This is a genomic window from Pseudomonas sp. ES3-33 (assembly GCF_000952175.1).
GTDB lineage: Bacteria > Pseudomonadota > Gammaproteobacteria > Pseudomonadales > Pseudomonadaceae > Aquipseudomonas > Aquipseudomonas gregormendelii.
This window is the reverse complement of record NZ_JZRI01000034.1, coordinates 48,390-64,371: the sequence shown is the minus strand read 5'-3', so window position 1 is coordinate 64,371 and position 15,982 is coordinate 48,390. Positions and strand designations below refer to the sequence as shown.

The window sequence follows — 15,982 nt, the reverse complement described above, 5'->3', positions numbered from 1 at the left end:
CGCGTCCATTCTGGATGTACGCGAGGTCATTGAGTTCATCGCGAGCAAGCTCGCTCCTACAGGGGAGGGCGTGCGGCTTTTAGTGCTGCAGAATCTTGTTGAGGAAATGCTGCGTACGCTCGGCGCGGTGGCTGATGTCGCCGAAGAATTCCTCTTTCTTGCAGTCTTCGATGATCTTGCCTGCGTCCATGAAAATCACGCGGTCGGCCACTTTGCGGGCAAAGCCCATTTCGTGGGTCACGCACATCATGGTCATGCCTTCGTGGGCCAGTTGCACCATCACGTCGAGCACTTCGTTGACCATCTCCGGGTCGAGCGCCGAGGTCGGTTCGTCGAACAGCATGACGATAGGGTCCATCGCCAGTGCGCGGGCAATCGCCACGCGCTGCTGCTGGCCACCGGAAAGCTGGCCCGGATGCTTGTGCGCATGGGCAGACAACCCGACCCGCTCAAGCAACTGCAGGCCCTTTTTCGTAGCTTCTTCCTTGCTGCGGCCGAGCACCTTGATCTGCGCGATGGTCAGGTTTTCGGTGATGGTCAGGTGTGGGAACAGTTCGAAGTGCTGGAACACCATGCCGACGCGCGAGCGCAGTTTTGGCAGGTTGGTCTTGGGGTCGGCGATGGATGTGCCATCGACTACCACGTCACCTTTCTGGAAGGGTTCCAGGGCGTTCACGCACTTGATCAGGGTGGATTTGCCGGAACCGGAAGGCCCGCACACCACGATCACTTCGCCTTTCTTGACCTCGGTGCTGCAGTCAGTCAGTACCTGGAAGTCGCCATACCACTTGTTGACATTCTTGATAGAGATCATACGGCAAACCTTTTTTGCAGACGCTTGACCAGCAGCGAGGCGGCAAAGCTGATTGTGAAGTACACGAGACCTGCGAAGATCAGGAACTCATTGGAGCGGCCGATGATGTCGCCACTGGCGCGCGAAGCATTGAGGAAGTCCACCAGGCCGACGGCGTAGACCAGCGAGGTGTCCTGAAACAGAATGATGCTCTGTTGCAGCAGCAGCGGGGTCATCTTGCGGAACGCCTGGGGCAGGATGATCAACCGCATCATCTGGCTGTACGTCATGCCCAGGGCCTGGGCCGCGCCCATTTGTCCCTTGGGAATCGACTGCACGCCGGCCCGGACGATTTCGCAGAAGTACGCCGCTTCAAACATCATGAACGCCACGATGCACGAGGCGAACGCGCCGATCGGCGTGTCTTCGCCGGTGATCCAGCGCAGCACGAACGGCACCGCCAGGTAGAACCAGGTGATGACCAGCAGCAGCGGGATCGAACGGAAGTAATTGACGTAGGCACCGGCAATGTTCGACAGCACTTTGCTGTGGGACAGGCGCATCAACGCAAGGATGGTGCCCAGGATGATCCCGCCGACGACGCCCAGCGCCATCAGTTGCAGGGTCATGACCATGCCGTTCCACAAGCCCGGCAGGGACGGGATGATGCCCGAGAAGTCGAATTCCATCATTTACCCCCTACGGAGATCAGGCCCGGCACGGCAACTTTCTTCTCGATCAGGCGCATCAGCAGCATCAGGCTCATGTTCAAGGTGAAGTAGATCAGTGTCGCCAGGGTGAAGGCTTCGAACAGGTTGGCGGAGAACTCGGCGGTCTGCTTGGTCTGTGCGAGCAACTCCATCAGGCCGATCAGCGAGGCGACGGACGTGTTCTTGAAGACGTTGAGAAATTCCGAGGTAAGCGGCGGAATGATGATCCGGTAAGCCTGGGGCAGCAGCACGTTCCAGTAGATCTGCGACAGCTTGAAGCCCATTGCGCGAGCAGCGGCTTCCTGGCCACGGGGCAATGCCTGGATGCCGGTACGCACCTGTTCGCAAACGCGAGCGGTAGTGAACAGGCCAAGGCACACCACGACGCTGAGGAAGGCCGAAGTGGTCGGGTTGAGGTCCTGCTTGTACCAGTCCTGCAGATTCTGCGGCAGCAGGTCGGGCACCAGGAAGTACCAGATGAACAGCTGTACCAGCAGTGGCACGTTACGGAAAAGTTCGACGTAGCAGGTCGCGATGCCCGATACGAAGCGGTTCGGTACGGTGCGCATGACACCCAGGATCGAGCCCAGTGTCAGGGCAATGATCCATGCCACGATGGCGATGGCGATGGTCCAGCCCAGACCGGTGAGATACCAGTCGAGATAGATCTCGCTGCCCACGCCGGTGGACTTGAAGAACACGCTCCAGTCCCAGTTGTAATTCATTCGGGTCTCCCCTCGGATCGATATACAAGTGCCCGCTTGGGGAAGCTCCGTTCCCGCCCCGACCATAATAGTCAGGCACACACGAGCGGCTCGACAGCCACCGGTTCGAGTGTTTCCAGAAAATGCCAGCAGGGAGTGACAACCTCCTGAAGGGATTTTGGTCCCGTCAGGAGGTAAGGTTAGTCAGAAATCAGGATTTCTTGTCGTCAGCCGCTTTATCGGTCGGATTGGCGATCAGGGCCTTGAGCTCGTCGCTCATCGGGAAGTTCAGGTTCAGGCCTTTTGGCGGGATTGGCGCCATGAACCATTTTTCGTAGATCTTGTTGATCTCGCCCGACTTGTAGGTGGCCACGATGGCAGCGTCTACAGCCTTCTTGAACGGCTCGTCGCCCTTGCGGACCATGCAGCCGTAGATTTCGTAGGACTGTGGATCACCGGTCACTGCCCAATCAGTGGCCTTCTTGGCTTTGGCGGCTTCACCGGCCAGCAGTGCGTCGTCCATCATGAACGCAACGGCGCGGCCCGATTCCAGCATCTGGAAGGACTCGCCGTGGTCTTTGGCGGAAATGACGTTCATGCCCATTTGCTTGTCGGCGTTCATCGACTTGAGCAGGCGCTCGGACGTGGTGCCCGCAGTGGTCACGACGTTCTTGCCCTTGAGGTCGTCGAAGTTCTTGTACGTGGAGTCTTTCTTGGAGAGAAGACGAGTACCGATTTCGAAGATGCCGACGGAGAAGTCCACTTGCTGCTGGCGTTCAACGTTGTTGGTGGTTGAACCGCACTCAAGATCCACGGTGCCGTTCTGCACCAGCGGGATACGGGTTTGCGAGGTGACCAGGTTGTATTTGACCTTCAGGTCCGGGAGGTCCAGGTCTTTTTTCAGCGCTTCGACCACTTTCAGCTGAATGTCGTGGGAGTAGCCGACCGGTTTACCGGAAGCGTCCGCGATGTAGGAAAACGGAATGGAAGCGTCACGATGCCCGAGGGTGATGGTGCCGGACTCTTTGATCTTCTTCAGTGTGCCGGTGAGTTCGGCGGCGAAAACTGGAGTGCTAATCAGAGCGGCAGCAATGGCTGCGCCCAGGAGGTGGGGAACGATACGCATCAAATTTTCCTCGACATTGTTTTTTTTATGGAGCCAGTTCATCGGCCCTTTTTGTGCTTCGAATGCCTGGTGCGCCTGATGGATCGGCACAACAGGTATTCGTCCAAGAGTGTAGAGCATGACTCGTGCCAGGCCTGGGGCTGTAGATCAAAGTGTTGATTTATAAGGGGATTAATTATTTGTTGCGGGTTTTAGAGAGTGCAATGATCCGGTTAACCGAATAGATCGACAGGTAGCGTTCGGAAAACCGAATGCGATGCAGGGATTAGCTGCGCGAGCAACTGTCTTCTCCCTGCCACATCAACGTCGAATGTGCAGACGCCATCGCGGGCAAGCCCGGCTCCCACAGTGATCTGCGCCGAACACAAATGCTGCGTCCACCACCAACACCCTGTGGGAGCGGGCGCCTGCAAGTAACCTGGAGTGCAGCGCAGAATGCAAAAACCCCTGGATCTCACAATCCAGGGGCTTTGCGTACCGCCAGCTAACGATCAGGCCGCTTCAATCTTGCTGCGGTTCTGCTCGACCTTGCTCAGGTAATCCGCCAGCTTCTGTTGCTCTGCCGGGGTGGTGAACAGCCCCAGTTTGCTGCGGCGCCACAGGATATCGTGGGCGGTGGTTGCCCATTCTTCGCTGCACAGGTAGTCCACTTCGCGGGTATAGAGACCGCCGCCGATGTGTTCGCCCAAGTCGTTCAGGTCGCGCACGCCTTCGAGCATGCGCCAGGTGCGGCTGCCATAGGTGGTGGCCCAGCGGCGGGCGATTTCGGTGGGCACCCAGTCGAACTTGTCACGGATCAAGGCGCTTAGCGCCTGCGGGGTGCTCATGTCCTCGCCACCGGGCAGGGTCGCGTGGGCGGTCCAGCTTGGCTTGATGTGCGTGAAATACGGGGTCAATTGCGCCAGGGCCGACTCGGCCAGCTTGCGATAGGTCGTCAGCTTGCCGCCGAATACCGAGAGCAATGGCGCTTCTTCGCCGCTACCAGACAGCGCCAGGGTGTAATCCCGGGTCACGGCCGACGGGTTATCGGATTCGTCATTGCACAGAGGACGCACTCCCGAATAGCTGTGCAGAATGTCTTCGCGGCTGACCTGCTTCTTGAAGTGCGCATTCACCACTTTGAGCAGGTAATCGGTCTCGCCTTCGGTAATCGCAACTGCCGCCGGGTCGCCGGTGTACTCGCGGTCGGTGGTGCCGATCAAAGTGAAGTGATTCAGGTAGGGAATGGTGAACACGATGCGCTGGTCTTCGTTTTGCAGAATGTGCGCGTGTTCGCCTTCGTACAGCTTCGGCACGATCAGGTGACTGCCCTGGATCAAGCGGATGCCGTAGGGCGATTCCATCTTCAAGTCGTCACGAATGAATTTCGCCACCCATGGCCCGGCAGCATTCACCAGGGCCTTGGCGCGGATCGAAAACAGGCTGCCGTCGGCGCGTTCCAGGTGCAGATGCCACAGGCCCTTGGTGCGACGGGCGCTGACGCAGCGGGTCTGGGTGTGAACGTGGGCGCCTTTCTCGCGGGCGGCCATGGCGTTGAGTACCACCAGGCGTGCGTCGTCTACCCAACAATCGGAATATTCGAAGCCTTTGGTGATTTCGCTCTTCAGCGGGCTGTCTGGACCGAACTTGAGGCTTTTTGAACCTGCCAGCTTTTCCCGTTTGCCGAGGTTGTCATAAAGGAACAGGCCGGCACGGATCATCCACGCCGGACGCAGGTGCGGGCGGTGGGGCAGCACAAAACGCATCTGCTTGACGATGTGTGGCGCCTTGGCCAGCAGCACTTCACGTTCGGCGAGAGCTTCACGCACCAGGCGGAATTCGTAATGTTCGAGATAGCGCAGGCCACCGTGGATCAGCTTGCTGCTGGCCGAGGAGGTGTGGCTGGCCAGGTCGTCCTTTTCGCAAAGGAACACAGAAAGGCCGCGACCGGCCGCATCCGCTGCGATCCCCACGCCATTGATCCCGCCACCGATGACGGCAACATCGTAGACCTCGGAGAGTGGGGGGGTAGGCAAGGTAGAAGTGGGCATCGGCTAGCCTCTGGTTTTTGGTTATCTATATTTGAATTCGAACATTAATGTTCATTTGTGAAAATGGTAGCCCATAAATACGCGCACAGCCAGCCAACTTCGATTGAAAATACTGATCGAAGGGCGGGGAAAGGAAAATTTTCGAACATTTAAAGCAAAAGATCGCAGCCTCCGGCAGCTCCTACAGGGGTGAGTGAACCTGTAGGAGCTGCCGAAGGCTGCGATCTTTTGAGGCAGAAAGCCTTAAACGACTTCCAACCGAATCTTGTGCTGACTCAACAACTGCGCCAACGCCGGCACGGGTGGCTGATCAGTCACCAGGCAATCGATCAGGCTGATCGGCCCCAGGCGAATCATGGCATTACGCCCGAACTTGCTGGAGTCCGCCGCGAGTATCACCTGCCGGGCATTGGCAATGATCGCCTGGGAAACCCGCACTTCCTGATAGTCAAAATCCAGCAGACTGCCATCTTCATCAATGCCACTGATCCCGACCAGGGCAAAGTCGACCTTGAACTGGTTGATGAAGTCGACACTGGCCTGGCCCACCACGCCGCCGTCTCGGCGCACATTGCCGCCGGTCAGCAGCACGTCGAAGTCATCCTTGGCGCTGAGCATCGAGGCCACGTGCAGGTTGTTGGTGATGATCTTCAGGTGGCTGTGGTTGAGCAGGGCGCGGGCAATCGACTCGGTGGTGGTACCGATGTTGATGAACAGTGAGGCGTGATCAGGGATTTGTGCGGCAATCGCTTCGCCAATCCGCTGTTTTTCATCGCGCATCTGGTCGGCGCGCATGGCGTAGGCGGTGTTTTCGACGCTGGAATCATAGGCTGCACCACCGTGGTAGCGGCGCAATAAATTGGCTTCCGCGAGCTGATTGATGTCGCGGCGGATAGTCTGCGGTGTGACGACGAACAGCGTAGCCATTTCCTCGATACTCACGTAGCCGCGTTCGCGGACCAGTTCGAGGATTTGCTGCTGACGGGGAGGCAGATTCATGGGGCTTCCTTTGGGCTGCCGGGCAAAATTTGCCCATGATGCCGCAGGAATCTGCTCCCGACCAGTTACATGCCGATACTGAGTGCCTTGGCTGGCTTATTCATCGCCTTCGTGGGGTTCCCAGTCGCGGGTGCGGCTCACGGCTTTTTTCCATCCGGCGTAGAGTTTTTCCTTGGCGGTTTCGTCCAGGGTCGGTTCGAATTCACGCTCGATCACCGCCTTGCCGCGCAGCTCATCGAGGCTGCCCCAGAAGCCGCAGGCAAGGCCCGCCAGGTACGCAGCGCCGAGTGCCGTGGTTTCGCGCATTTGCGGACGCTCGACCTGGGTGCCGAGGATGTCGGCCTGGAACTGCATCAGGAAGTTGTTCGCTACCGCGCCGCCGTCCACGCGCAGGGCCTTGAGGCGTTCGCCGGAGTCCTGTTGCATGGCGTCCAGGACATCGCGGGTCTGGTAGGCAATCGACTCCAGCGCGGCACGGATGATGTGATCCACGCGCACGCCGCGGGTCAGGCCGAACAGTGCGCCACGGGCATACGGGTCCCAGTACGGCGCGCCGAGGCCGGTGAAGGCGGGCACCAGGTACACGCCATTGCTGTCTTTGACCTTGTTGGCGAAGTACTCGGTGTCGTGGGCGTCATTGATGATTTTCAGTTCGTCACGCAGCCATTGAACGGTCGAGCCGCCGTTGAACACGGCGCCTTCCAGCGCGTAAGCGACTTCACCGCGCGGGCCACAGGCGATGGTGGTGAGCATGCCGTGTTGGGATTTCACTGCCTTGTCGCCGGTGTTCATCAGCAGGAAGCAGCCGGTGCCGTAGGTGTTTTTAGCCTGGCCAGGCTCGACGCACATCTGGCCGAACAGCGCGGCCTGCTGATCGCCTGCGATGCCCCCGATGGCGATGCCGCTCTTGGTGTGGCCGTAGATTTCCGAGGAGGACTTAACTTGCGGCAGCATCTCGCGCGGAATATCCAGCACCTCCAGCATTTTCGCATCCCACTCCAGGGTGTGGATGTTGAACAGCATGGTGCGCGAGGCATTGGTGTAGTCGGTGACGTGCACTTTGCCGCCGGTAAATTTCCAGATCAGCCAGCTGTCGACGGTACCGAACAGCAATTCGCCGTTGCGCGCACGCTCGCGGCTGCCTTCGACGTTGTCGAGGATCCACTTGAGCTTGGTTCCGGAGAAGTAGGGGTCGGTGACCAGGCCGGTGGTGTCGCTGATGTATTGCTCGTGGCCGTCGCGCTTGAGCTGCTGGCAGATCTCGGTGCTGCGCCGGCATTGCCAGACGATCGCGTTGTAGATCGGCCGGCCGGTGGTCTTGTCCCAGACCACGGTGGTTTCGCGCTGGTTGGTAATACCAATGGCGGCCACCTGGTCGTGGTGCAGGCCGGCTTGCGCCAGGGCTTCGACCATCACGGCGCTCTGGGTGGCGAAGATTTCCATCGGGTCATGCTCGACCCAACCGGCTTGCGGGTAATGCTGCACGAATTCGCGCTGGGCGGTGCACACCACGTTTGCATCACGGTCGAAAATGATCGCGCGCGAGCTGGTCGTGCCCTGATCAAGGGCAATGATGTAGTTCTTATTCTGAATGTCGGTCATGTCGATTGCCTTGGGACGAATAAAAGGAAGTGGAGTCAGGCGCGGGACCAGATTGGCAGGATCACGCGCCTACGGTATCAAGAAGTGCGCGGTTTGCCGTCAATGGCCGGTACTGCATCCGTGGTCTCGGGCGCGGCGCTGGGCAGATGACGGGCAATCAGCCCGCGATAGGCGGCAGCGCCGAGGCAGGCACCGACAATCGGTGCAAAAATCGGAATGAGGAAGTAGGGGATATCACGCCCTCCGGTCAGGGAAATTTCACCCCAGCCGGTGAAAAAAGTCATCAGTTTCGGACCGAAGTCCCGGGCCGGGTTCATCGCAAAACCGGTCAGCGGGCCCATCGAGCTGCCGATCACCGCGATCAGCAAGCCGATCAGCAGCGGGGCCAACGGGCCCTTGGGCAAGCCGTTGTTGTCGTCGGTGAGGGACATGATGACGCCCATCAGGATGGCAGTGATGGTGACTTCAACCAGAAACGCCTGGGCCGTGGACAGGGCCGGGTGCGGGAAGGTCGAGAACACCGAGGCCAGTTCCAGGCTTGCCTGGGTGCCGCGAACCATTTGGTGGGTTTGTTCGTAATCGAAGAACAGGTTGCTGTAGAGCGTGTAAACCAACAAGGCGCCACAGAAGGCACCGGCGACCTGGGCGAGGATGTAAAAGGGCAGTTTGCGCTTTTCGAAGTCAGTAAAGATGCACAGCGCGATGCTGACGGCGGGGTTGAGGTGAGCCCCGGAAACGCCGGCGGTCATATAGATCGCCATGCTCACGCCGATACCCCAGATGATGCTGATTTCCCACAAGCCGAAGCTGGCACCCGCGACCTTGAGCGCAGCCACACAACCGGTGCCGAAAAAGATAAGCAGGGCAGTGCCCAGGAACTCGGCCATGCACTGGCTCGAGAGCGGCGGTTGTTGTAAAGCAGTTGTCATTGAAAACCTCGTTGTTGTTTTTGTCTGCGTGCAGCGTAGGACCATTCGTACAGCATTCGTATTCGAAAAAATATAGACAAGAAACACTGCTGTCAAAGGTCGAAAGTGAACCATCGGTCACATTTCAACTATTAGTCATGTGAATGATCCTATTGTTCACCCGGCAGGAGGAATGCGGACGAGTGGTAAACCGCTGCTGCGCACCGATGAAACAGTGGCGCTATAGAGCCTTTTAGGGGGCAATGACCTAGAATCCGCCAGTGGATTTTTCTACCGCCGCCCAGTCTGGAGCTGACATGACCCCCGCATTGGATTTGTTGAAAAAAGTTCGAGCCGAACATCGTGTGCACAGTTACGAACATGATCCCAAGGCCGCTTCTTATGGTTTGGAGGCCGCGGAGAAGCTCGGCCTTGATCCGGCACAGGTGTTCAAGACATTGCTGGCGGCCAGTGAAAAAGGCGAACTGTTGGTGGCGGTGGTGCCGGTCGTCGGAAGTCTCGACTTGAAGGGCTTGGCGCACGCTGCGGGGGTGAAGAAGGTCGAGATGGCAGATCCCGCGGCAGCGCAGCGCTCGACCGGGTATTTGCTGGGGGGGATCAGCCCGCTAGGGCAGAAGAAGCGCTTGCGCACTTTTATCGATAATTCAGCTCAGGTGTTTGACAGCATCTTTGTCAGTGCGGGGCGCAGGGGGCTGGAAGTGGAGCTGGCTCCTGCGGTGCTGGCCGAGCATACCCAGGCGAAGTTTGCGGATATCGGGCGTGCCTGACACCGCTCCTGTAGGAGCGAGCTTGCTCGCGAAAGACTGCAGTGCGCCGCTGGGTATCAGGATCTTCGCGTAATCGTTAACGTCCATCGCGAGCAGGCTCGCTCCCACAGGGGAACGAGCCGGTTCAACTGCGCTTGGCTCAGCTGGCTGTGCTGTACCGTCGAACGCCGGTCTCGGTTGCCGGAATCTGCGCCGCCGTGCTGCCGGAGGCCTGGAACAACACCAGGTGTTCAGCCGCGACACGAATGCCCACTTCAGCACCGACCAGATGATCGGCGTGGCTCGGGAAAATCGACTCCAGCTGTGCACCCGTCGGCAATTGCAGGCGATACAAGGTCGAAGCCCCCTGGAACGACTTGCCGACGATCCGCGCTCTCAAGCCGCTGTCCGGTGCATAAACGATATCGTCGGGACGCAATAGCACGTCCACGGCGCCGCCGACCGGCCAGGTATACGCCCGATTACCGCGCAACTCGCCCAGTTCGGTCTGCACCGACTCGGGACTGTCCAGCCTGCCGCGAATGAAATAGCCCTGGCCGATGAAGCTTGCGACATAAGGTGTCAGCGGTTCGTGGTACAGGTTGTAGGGCGTGTCCCACTGCTCCAGGCGCCCCTCCTTGAATACCCCTACATGATCGCTGACAGCGAAGGCTTCTTCCTGGTCGTGGGTCACCAGAATCGCGCTGGTGCCACGGGCCTTGAGGATGTCGCGCACCTCATGGCTGAGCTTGCGTCGCAACTCGCCATCAAGGTTGGAAAACGGTTCGTCGAGCAGCAGCAATTGCGGCTCCGGCGCGAGGGCGCGGGCCAGGGCGACACGCTGCTGCTGGCCACCGGAAAGCTCGTGCGCAAAGCGTTTGCCGAGGCCTTTGAGGTTGACCAGTTCCAGCAACTCTTCGGTCACACGATCTTTTTGCGGGTGCTTGCGAATGCCGAAAGCGATGTTTTCGGCGACGCTCAGATGCGGAAACAGCGCGTAATCCTGGAACACCATGCCGATCCGGCGTTTCTCCGGCGCGAGGGTGAATCCGGCGCTGGAGATCGTCTCGCCCGCCAGGGTAATTTCCCCTTCGTGCACCGGTTCGAAGCCGGCAATGGCGCGCAGGGTGGTGGTCTTGCCGCAGCCCGAAGAGCCCAGCAGGCAACCGATATCACCGGCATTCAAATGCAGGTTGAGGTTCTGCACGACTCGCTGGTCTTGATAGCCGCAGGCGAGGTTGCGCAGGTTTAGCAATAATGGCTGGCTCATGCGTGGTGGTACGCCGGTTCGACGAGAAATTCGAGCAGGGCCTTCTGTGCGTGAAGACGGTTTTCGGCCTGATCCCAGGCGACCGAGCGCTTGTCATCGAGCAGGTCGAGGCTGATTTCCTCGCCACGGTGGGCAGGCAGACAGTGCATGAACAGCACGTCCGGAGCGGCCAGGTCGAGCAGCGCACGGTTGACCTGGAAGGGAGCAAACAGCTTGAGACGCTTGGCGGTTTCTTCTTCCTGGCCCATGGAGGTCCAGACGTCGGTGCTCACCAGGTGCGCACCGTGTACGGCGTCTTTCGGGTCGCGGACGATGGTCACACGATCGCCGGCCTTGGCCACGAATTCCGGATTGGGCTCATAGCCTACCGGGCAGGCAATGCGCAACTGGAAGTCGAACTGGATCGCCGCTTCTATATAGCTGTTGCACATATTGTTGCCGTCGCCGATCCAGGCCACGGTCTTGCCCTGGATCGAGCCCCGGTGTTCGAGGAAGGTTTGCATGTCGGCCAGCAACTGGCACGGGTGCAGGTCATCGGACAGGCCATTGATGACCGGCACGCGGGAGTTGGCGGCGAATTCGGTCAGGGTGCTGTGGGCGAAGGTGCGGATCATCACCGCGTCAAGCATGCTCGACATAACGATCGCGCAGTCACTGATCGGCTCGCCGCGACCCAGTTGGGTGTCGCGCGGCGACAGGAAGATCGCCTGGCCACCCAGCTGGATCATGCCGGCTTCGAACGAAATACGGGTGCGCGTCGAGGACTTCTCGAAGATCATCCCGAGTACGCGGTTTTTCAGAGGCTCGAACAGTACGCCGCGGTTACGCAGGTCCTTGAGCTCAACGCCTCGACGGATCACGCTGACCAGCTCTTCGGGCGTGCAATCCATCAGGGAGAGAAAGTGCCTTGCGCTCATCATTGACTACCTTTTTGCAACAGACCGCAGATACTCAAAGCCTTGTTTAACTGAAAAACGGGCGAGACCTGCGGCGTAAGCCGCACGGGGCGACGAAATAGGGGAAGGCGCGATATTATAATTAAATGTCGCGTCTTACCAATAGGGCTACGGTTTTTAGGGGATTCGGAGGGGCTACGGGATTACCGCAGTAGCGCTTTTGAAGCCTGTTTCCTGACAGCAGCGCACCATTTGTACACTGCGGCCCCGGGGCTTTGCAATCAAACCGGGCAGGCAGAGTCGATTTCTGACCTTTCGTCCAGTCACGGCAACGCGCCTGTTTCTGGTCTGAAAGTTTTGCTAATACAAAGTGCTGGGTTATAACTAACGCACGAACGACGCAGGAAGCCCTTCGGAATGGAATCGAAAGAACAGCAACTCATGGAACTGCTCGGCCTCACGGCCCGCTCCCTTACTCACCTCACCGCTTCCATGACTTCGATGTCCTTCGAGCTGCTGCGCAGCAATGACGAAGTTACCAAGGCCGCCGGCCGCCGCATGATCGACCGCATGGCCACCATCAGCAGCGGCCTGGACGAACACTGGCGCCTGATCGGCGAGCTCACCGGCGTGCATGTCGGCCATGAGCAGATCGAGACCGTCCAGGAAATCCAGCAGCAACTCCCCCCCAGGCTGCCGCCGAACTGATTCCTTGTGTGCATCGGCTGGCCTGATGGCGGCCGATTCACAAGACGAACGTCGCTGGCGAAGTGGCAGGGCAGGCGCCATAGTTTTGTTCCCGCGGTCGCTATTGCCCGCCCAGAACAAGACAGAGACTGGCCATGACCAAGACTCTCCACCACCGTGCGTGCCACCTGTGCGAGGCCATATGCGGCCTGACCATCGAAACCACTGAAGTCGAAGGCGCGGGCGTGCAGATCACCTCGATCAAGGGTGATGCCCAGGATACGTTCAGTCGCGGTCACATCTGCCCCAAGGCGGTGGCCCTGCAGGATATCCAGAATGATCCGGATCGCCTGCATCGGCCGATGCTTCGAGTGGGCAGTGAATGGCAGCCGATCGAGTGGGAGGCAGCGTTCAGTCTGGTGGCCGAGCGCCTGGCGCACATTCAGGAGCGTCACGGACAGAATTCGGTGGCGGTCTACCAAGGTAACCCCAGCGTGCATAACTACGGGCTGATGACCCACAGCAACTACTTCCTCGGCCTGCTGAAAACCCGCAACCGCTTTTCCGCGACCTCGGTCGACCAGTTACCCCATCACCTGACCAGTCACCTGATGTACGGCCACGGTCTGCTGCTGCCGATCCCGGATATCGATCACACCGACTTCATGCTGATCCTGGGCGGTAATCCCCTGGCCTCCAACGGCAGCATCATGACCGTGCCGGACGTGGAAAAACGCTTGAAGGCCATTCAGGCCCGGGGCGGCAAAGTGGTGGTGGTCGATCCGCGGCGCAGTGAAACGGCGGCGATCGCCGACCAGCATCTGTTCGTGCGTCCCGGCGGCGATGCGGCGCTGCTGTTTGGTCTGCTCAACACCTTGTTCGCTGAGGGCCTGGCCAAGGGCAGTCACCTGCCGGTGGATGGCCTGGACGAAGTGCGTGCGGCCGTTGCGCCATTCACAGCCGAGACCATGAGCCCGCTGTGCGCGGTGCCGGCCGAGTCCATCCGCCAGCTGGCCCGTGATTTCGCCGGCGCGCCTACGGCGGTGTGCTACGGACGCATGGGGGTGTCGACCCAGGCCTTCGGCACGCTGTGCCATTGGCTGGTGCAATTGATCAACCTGGTCACCGGCAACCTTGATCGGGTGGGTGGGGCGCTGTGTACCGAGCCCGCAGTGGACCTGGTGGCGTCGACTTCCGGCGGGCATTTCAATTTGTGGCAGAGCCGCGTGTCCGGGCGGCCAGAGTATGCCGGCGAGCTGCCAGTCTCGGCGCTGGCCGAGGAAATGCTCACCGAGGGCGATGGGCAGGTGCGGGCGCTGATTACCGTGGCGGGCAACCCGGTGTTGTCCACGCCCAACGGTCGCCAGCTGGAGCAGGCGCTGGATGGCCTGGAGTTCATGGTCAGTATCGACCTGTACATCAATGAGACCACGCGTTACGCCGACCTGATCCTGCCGTCGACCTCGGCCCTGGAGAACGATCACTACGACACCACGTTCAACCTGTTCGCGGTGCGCAACGTCAGCCGCTTCAACCGGGCGATCCTCGCCAAGCCTGAAGGCGCGCTGCACGACTGGGAGATTTTCGTGGGGCTGGCCCAGGCCTTTGCCGCCAGGACCGGCAAGGCGCTCAAACCGACGATTGCGCCCGCGCAGATGATCGACCTTGGCCTGCGCATGGGCGCCTATGGCGACGCTTCCGAGCACAAGTTGTCATTAGCGACCTTGTTCGATCACCCCCATGGCGTCGACCTGGGCGCTTTGAAACCCAACCTGGCGCAGCGCCTGAAAACCGCCAACCAGCGACTTCAGGCGGCGCCGCCGGTGATCCTCGCTGACCTGACACGTTTCGCTGCCCTGCAGGCGCCGGCCGCCGATGAGCTGTTGATGATTGGCCGCCGTCATGTGCGCAGCAACAACTCCTGGATGCATAACTATCACCGTCTGGTGAAAGGCAAACCGCGCCATCAGTTGCTGATGCACCCTGAAGACCTGAGCAAGCGCGGGCTGGTCGATGGGCAGCGGGTGCGGGTGAGTTCGCGGGTAGGGGTGATTGAAGTCGAGGTGATGGCGAGCCTGGACATGATGCAAGGTGTGGTCAGCTTGCCTCACGGTTGGGGCCATGCCCGCCCCGGTGTGCAGATGACCATCGCCAGCGGCCAGCCTGGCTCGAGCGCCAATGACCTGACCGATGAATGCCAGCTCGACGAACTTTCAGGTAACGCGGCGTTGAACGGCGTGCCAGTGACGGTGGCGGCGGCGTGATCGTGTCTGTCGGGGAGACCGAGCATGGCGCTCGGGTTTCCGTTACAATGCGCCACCGTGCCGACCCTTGAGTCGGAAAGTTCAGCCGAGGTGCTCCATGGATATCATCGAAACGATTAAAGAGCAGATTGCTAACAACACCATTCTGCTTTACATGAAAGGTTCGCCGAATGCCCCGCAGTGCGGCTTTTCCGCAAAAGCTGCGCAGGCCGTGATGGCATGCGGTGAAAAGTTCGCTTACGTGGACATCCTGCAGAACCCGGAAATTCGCGCCAACCTGCCAAAATACGCCAACTGGCCAACTTTCCCGCAACTGTGGGTCGGTGGTGAGCTGGTCGGCGGTAGCGACATCATGACCGAGATGGCTGCTGACGGTTCGTTGCAGACTACGATCAAGGCTGCTGTCGAAGCGGCTGCTACGACCAAGACCGAAGCCTGAAAACGATTGGCTCCGCTGTAGGAGCTGTGTAGGAGCTGTCGGGTGCAGCGAGGCTGCGATCTCGTGATTTCCGGCAACTAAAAAGCCCCGCCCTCGGAAGAGGAGCGGGGCTTTTTATTGCGGTTGATAAGTTGTGTCGAGGTCGAGTTTGAGGTTGCCATCGAAAAGATCGCAGCCTCGTTGCACTCGACAGCTCCTACAGTGCTATTACTCTTCGCCCATCTGCGACTGCAGGTAGTTCTCAAGACCAATCTTGTCGATCAGGCCCAACTGCGTTTCCAGCCAGTCGATATGTTCTTCTTCGGATTCAAGAATGTCTTCAAGCAGTTCGCGGCTGCCGAAGTCGGCAACGGTTTCGCAATGCGCGATGGCCACCTTGAGGTCGGCATGCCCAGTGCGTTCGATGCGCAGGTCACACTCGAGCATTTCCCGGGTGTGCTCGCCGATCTGCAGCTTGCCCAGGTCCTGGACGTTCGGCAGGCCTTCCAGGAACAGGATGCGCTTGATGAGCTTGTCGGCGTGCTTCATCTCGTCGATGGATTCTTTGTACTCATGCTTGCCGAGCTTGTTCAGGCCCCAATCTTCGTACATGCGCGCATGCAGAAAATATTGATTGATCGCGACCAGCTCATTGGCAAGGATCTTGTTGAGATGCTGGATGACTGTAATGTCGCCTTTCATGATGGGGTCCTGCCCTGTATTAACTGTCTATAAGGCAGAGTTTGAGCCGCTCAACTAAGAGTGTCAAACCTAAGTTATTGAAAGATAAGTGAAAATTAATCGGAAT

15 protein-coding genes are annotated in these 15,982 nt (G+C 59.3%); 4 read left to right on the top strand and 11 right to left on the bottom strand.

Annotation, left to right across the window (positions count from 1 at the left end; all coding sequences use genetic code 11):
* Nucleotides 1–79: 79 nt before the first annotated feature.
* The 8 genes from UB23_RS03930 to UB23_RS03895 all read right to left on the bottom strand — a co-directional run bounded on the left by UB23_RS03930 (nt 80) and on the right by UB23_RS03895 (nt 8,893).
* Nucleotides 80–814, bottom strand: coding sequence for an amino acid ABC transporter ATP-binding protein (locus UB23_RS03930; protein WP_045058016.1), 735 nt, complete (start codon nt 812–814; stop codon nt 80–82).
* Nucleotides 811–1,482, bottom strand: coding sequence for an amino acid ABC transporter permease (locus UB23_RS03925; RefSeq protein ID WP_045058015.1), 672 nt, complete (start codon nt 1,480–1,482; stop codon nt 811–813). The genes UB23_RS03930 and UB23_RS03925 overlap by 4 nt, the downstream gene beginning before the upstream one ends.
* Nucleotides 1,482–2,228 (bottom strand): amino acid ABC transporter permease, encoded by a 747-nt coding sequence (locus tag UB23_RS03920; RefSeq protein WP_045058014.1) that lies wholly within the window; start codon nt 2,226–2,228, stop codon nt 1,482–1,484. Before UB23_RS03920 ends, UB23_RS03925 begins: the two co-directional genes overlap by 1 nt.
* Before the next feature lie 190 nt (nt 2,229–2,418).
* Nucleotides 2,419–3,333, bottom strand: coding sequence for a glutamate/aspartate ABC transporter substrate-binding protein (locus UB23_RS03915; RefSeq protein WP_045058062.1), 915 nt, complete (start codon nt 3,331–3,333; stop codon nt 2,419–2,421).
* 491 nt (nt 3,334–3,824) lie between these two features.
* On the bottom strand, nt 3,825–5,363 hold the full coding sequence (glpD, locus tag UB23_RS03910; protein WP_045058013.1) for a glycerol-3-phosphate dehydrogenase: 1,539 nt from the start codon (nt 5,361–5,363) through the stop codon (nt 3,825–3,827).
* A gap of 243 nt (nt 5,364–5,606) precedes the next feature.
* The gene (locus UB23_RS03905; protein ID WP_045058012.1) at nt 5,607–6,362 is read right to left on the bottom strand and encodes a DeoR/GlpR family transcriptional regulator; all 756 of its coding nucleotides are present in this window, start codon (nt 6,360–6,362) and stop codon (nt 5,607–5,609) included.
* A 96-nt stretch (nt 6,363–6,458) separates the two neighbouring features.
* Nucleotides 6,459–7,964, bottom strand: coding sequence for a glycerol kinase GlpK (gene glpK / locus UB23_RS03900; RefSeq protein ID WP_045058011.1), 1,506 nt, complete (start codon nt 7,962–7,964; stop codon nt 6,459–6,461).
* A 77-nt stretch (nt 7,965–8,041) separates the two neighbouring features.
* The gene (locus UB23_RS03895) at nt 8,042–8,893 is read right to left on the bottom strand and encodes an MIP/aquaporin family protein (protein ID WP_045058010.1); all 852 of its coding nucleotides are present in this window, start codon (nt 8,891–8,893) and stop codon (nt 8,042–8,044) included.
* Between the two features lie 296 nt (nt 8,894–9,189).
* Here UB23_RS03895 and ybaK point away from each other — a divergent pair, with 296 nt between their 5' ends.
* Nucleotides 9,190–9,660 carry a Cys-tRNA(Pro) deacylase gene (gene ybaK, locus UB23_RS03890; protein ID WP_045058009.1) on the top strand — a complete coding sequence of 157 codons (471 nt, stop codon included), beginning with the start codon at nt 9,190–9,192 and terminating at the stop codon, nt 9,658–9,660.
* Nucleotides 9,661–9,799: 139 nt separating this feature from the next.
* Here ybaK and UB23_RS03885 read toward each other — a convergent pair whose 3' ends face one another.
* Entirely contained in the window at nt 9,800–10,909 is a 1,110-nt protein-coding gene (locus UB23_RS03885; protein ID WP_045058008.1) for an ABC transporter ATP-binding protein, read from the bottom strand.
* On the bottom strand, nt 10,906–11,826 hold the full coding sequence (gene argF, locus UB23_RS03880) for an ornithine carbamoyltransferase (protein ID WP_045058007.1): 921 nt from the start codon (nt 11,824–11,826) through the stop codon (nt 10,906–10,908). The genes UB23_RS03885 and argF overlap by 4 nt, the downstream gene beginning before the upstream one ends.
* A 396-nt stretch (nt 11,827–12,222) precedes the next feature.
* Between argF and UB23_RS03875 the strand changes: the two genes are divergently transcribed.
* The 3 genes from UB23_RS03875 (at nt 12,223) to grxD (ending at nt 15,195) form a co-directional block, all read left to right on the top strand.
* Entirely contained in the window at nt 12,223–12,513 is a 291-nt protein-coding gene (locus UB23_RS03875) for a hypothetical protein (RefSeq protein WP_045058006.1), read from the top strand.
* Nucleotides 12,514–12,647: 134 nt separating this feature from the next.
* Entirely contained in the window at nt 12,648–14,756 is a 2,109-nt protein-coding gene (locus UB23_RS03870) for a molybdopterin oxidoreductase family protein (protein ID WP_045058005.1), read from the top strand.
* A gap of 97 nt (nt 14,757–14,853) precedes the next feature.
* Entirely contained in the window at nt 14,854–15,195 is a 342-nt protein-coding gene (grxD, locus tag UB23_RS03865) for a Grx4 family monothiol glutaredoxin (protein WP_045058004.1), read from the top strand.
* 207 nt (nt 15,196–15,402) lie between these two features.
* On the opposite strand, the gene bfr is transcribed toward grxD, so the two are convergent.
* The gene (gene bfr, locus UB23_RS03860; RefSeq protein ID WP_045058003.1) at nt 15,403–15,876 is read right to left on the bottom strand and encodes a bacterioferritin; all 474 of its coding nucleotides are present in this window, start codon (nt 15,874–15,876) and stop codon (nt 15,403–15,405) included.
* Between the last annotated feature and the right edge of the window lie 106 nt (nt 15,877–15,982).

Bases quoted from the DNA above. Each gene is read 5' to 3' on its own strand.
- UB23_RS03925 (WP_045058015.1), bottom strand. From the start codon at position 1,482: ATGGAATTCGACTTCTCGGGCATCATCCCGTCCCTGCCGGGCTTGTGG.
- glpD (WP_045058013.1), bottom strand. From the start codon at position 5,363: ATGCCCACTTCTACCTTGCCTACCCCCCCACTCTCCGAGGTCTACGAT.
- bfr (WP_045058003.1), bottom strand. From the start codon at position 15,876: ATGAAAGGCGACATTACAGTCATCCAGCATCTCAACAAGATCCTTGCC.
- UB23_RS03885 (WP_045058008.1), bottom strand. From the start codon at position 10,909: ATGAGCCAGCCATTATTGCTAAACCTGCGCAACCTCGCCTGCGGCTAT.
- argF (WP_045058007.1), bottom strand. From the start codon at position 11,826: ATGAGCGCAAGGCACTTTCTCTCCCTGATGGATTGCACGCCCGAAGAG.
- UB23_RS03870 (WP_045058005.1), top strand. From the start codon at position 12,648: ATGACCAAGACTCTCCACCACCGTGCGTGCCACCTGTGCGAGGCCATA.
- UB23_RS03895 (WP_045058010.1), bottom strand. From the start codon at position 8,893: ATGACAACTGCTTTACAACAACCGCCGCTCTCGAGCCAGTGCATGGCC.
- UB23_RS03905 (WP_045058012.1), bottom strand. From the start codon at position 6,362: ATGAATCTGCCTCCCCGTCAGCAGCAAATCCTCGAACTGGTCCGCGAA.
- UB23_RS03875 (WP_045058006.1), top strand. From the start codon at position 12,223: ATGGAATCGAAAGAACAGCAACTCATGGAACTGCTCGGCCTCACGGCC.
- UB23_RS03915 (WP_045058062.1), bottom strand. From the start codon at position 3,333: ATGCGTATCGTTCCCCACCTCCTGGGCGCAGCCATTGCTGCCGCTCTG.
- UB23_RS03930 (WP_045058016.1), bottom strand. From the start codon at position 814: ATGATCTCTATCAAGAATGTCAACAAGTGGTATGGCGACTTCCAGGTA.
- glpK (WP_045058011.1), bottom strand. From the start codon at position 7,964: ATGACCGACATTCAGAATAAGAACTACATCATTGCCCTTGATCAGGGC.
- UB23_RS03920 (WP_045058014.1), bottom strand. From the start codon at position 2,228: ATGAATTACAACTGGGACTGGAGCGTGTTCTTCAAGTCCACCGGCGTG.
- grxD (WP_045058004.1), top strand. From the start codon at position 14,854: ATGGATATCATCGAAACGATTAAAGAGCAGATTGCTAACAACACCATT.
- ybaK (WP_045058009.1), top strand. From the start codon at position 9,190: ATGACCCCCGCATTGGATTTGTTGAAAAAAGTTCGAGCCGAACATCGT.